The organism is Neglectibacter sp. X4 (genome assembly GCF_009917365.1).
Lineage (GTDB): Bacteria > Bacillota > Clostridia > Oscillospirales > Acutalibacteraceae > Acutalibacter.
The window spans coordinates 1-1,562 of sequence record NZ_QWLE01000146.1; the positions used below are offsets into that span (position 1 = coordinate 1).

At 41.7% G+C, this 1,562-nt stretch carries 2 protein-coding genes; both read right to left on the bottom strand.

All coding sequences use genetic code 11. The features are described 5' to 3' along the window. Positions 1-131 precede the first annotated feature (131 nt). Positions 132-1,025, bottom strand: a complete 894-nt coding sequence (locus tag D1841_RS17240; protein ID WP_347561004.1) for an IS3 family transposase — start codon at positions 1,023-1,025, stop codon at positions 132-134. 5 nt (positions 1,026-1,030) lie between these two features. Next, on the bottom strand, positions 1,031-1,562 hold a 532-nt coding region (locus D1841_RS17245; RefSeq protein ID WP_166554314.1), incomplete at its 5' end, for a helix-turn-helix domain-containing protein.

Consider the following 1,562-nt stretch of genomic DNA (forward strand, 5'->3'; position numbering starts at 1 on the left):
CGCATATTTGCTTTAAATGGTGCATATGCAAAGAGGCTGTCTCATTTTATCTGTGAACTGCTACCCGTCAAGTAGACAATTAAAAAAATAAAATTTTCTGACCAGTCGGAAGTGTTTTCCGACTGGTATTTTTATGCGGCCTGCAGATATAACCGATGTTTTTCCATTGGGGTTAAAACTCCCAGGTTTCTCTGCAAACGCTTGTTGTTGTAGTACTCAATATAGTTTTCTATCATTCCCACCAGACTCTCTCTATTAGTAAATTTTCTCCCATAATACCGCTCACGTTTCAAAATGCCCCAGAATCCTTCCATTGGACCATTATCAATACACTTTGCCACTCTGGACATACTTTGCTTCATTCCCGCCGCTTCCAGTTTTGCATGGAAGACTCGATTCGTATATTGAAATCCTCTGTCACTGTGAAACAGTGGGTGGGCACTAGGATTTTTGCTTACCGCCTCATTAAAGGTGTCAAAAACTAAAGCATTGTTATTGGAATCACTGATGACATAGGCTACAATGCGCCGGTCATACAGATCTAAGATTGCGCTGAGATACACTTTCTTTTTTGTAATTCCTTCATAGTATTTAAATTCTGTAACATCAGTCAGCCATTTTTGATTTGGCATTTCTGCCTTGAACTGCCTGTTCAAAAGGTTTTCTGCAATATATTGTGGGTTCTTTGCCTGTCTGGTGCAGCCTTGATTCGTATACTTGATGGTTGACTTGATATTCAGCTTGCGGCAGATTCGCAGGACTCGCTTATCGTTTACATCAATCCGGTGGTAACGCTGAAGCTCATCTCTGATTCTTCGATATCCTTTGTCGGGACTTTCCGTATGGATTTGTTCTATCGTTTCCGCAATCTGCCTGTTTCGTAGTTCCTCTTTTGGTATCTGTCTGTTCAGCCACTTGTAGTATCCTGCATGGGATACCTGACCAATTTCGCATAATGCTCTTACCGGATAATGATGGGCTTTGTGTTCTTCTTCGATTGCCTGATATATGGCCTGGTGCCGCACCAGGCTTAGCCCCGCCTCCTCTCTATTTCCTCGAGTTTTTTTAAGAATGATATCTCCATTTCAGCACGCTTTTTCTCTGCTCTTAAAAGCCGGTTTTCTGCACGCAGCTTTTCCAGTTCGCTTAGTTCATCTTCGGATTTGCGATGACCGCGACCATCCCGAAGTCCTTCTACGCCCCGCTCTTCATATTTGATGATGTAGCTGCGAGCCTGCTGATAGGATATTTTGTACTTTTCAGCGGTTTGTGCATAATTTCGCTTGTGCGCAATACAATACTGCACGATTTCAATGCGTTCATCAAATGTTGTTTTTCGTCCTTTTGTCATGATGACAAAGCCTCCTGTTCCGGGTAACTTTAGAATCCCACCACTATTATACAGCTTTATCCACTTTTGGAGTTTACTTTTTGAACGAATCTCATATTTTTTACAGATATCATCCTGTGAACCTTTCCCAGACAGATAATCCTCAACTGCCCGCTGTTTAAGTTCCTTGGAATATTTTTTATATCCTTTTGTTAAAAATGCTGCAGTACCC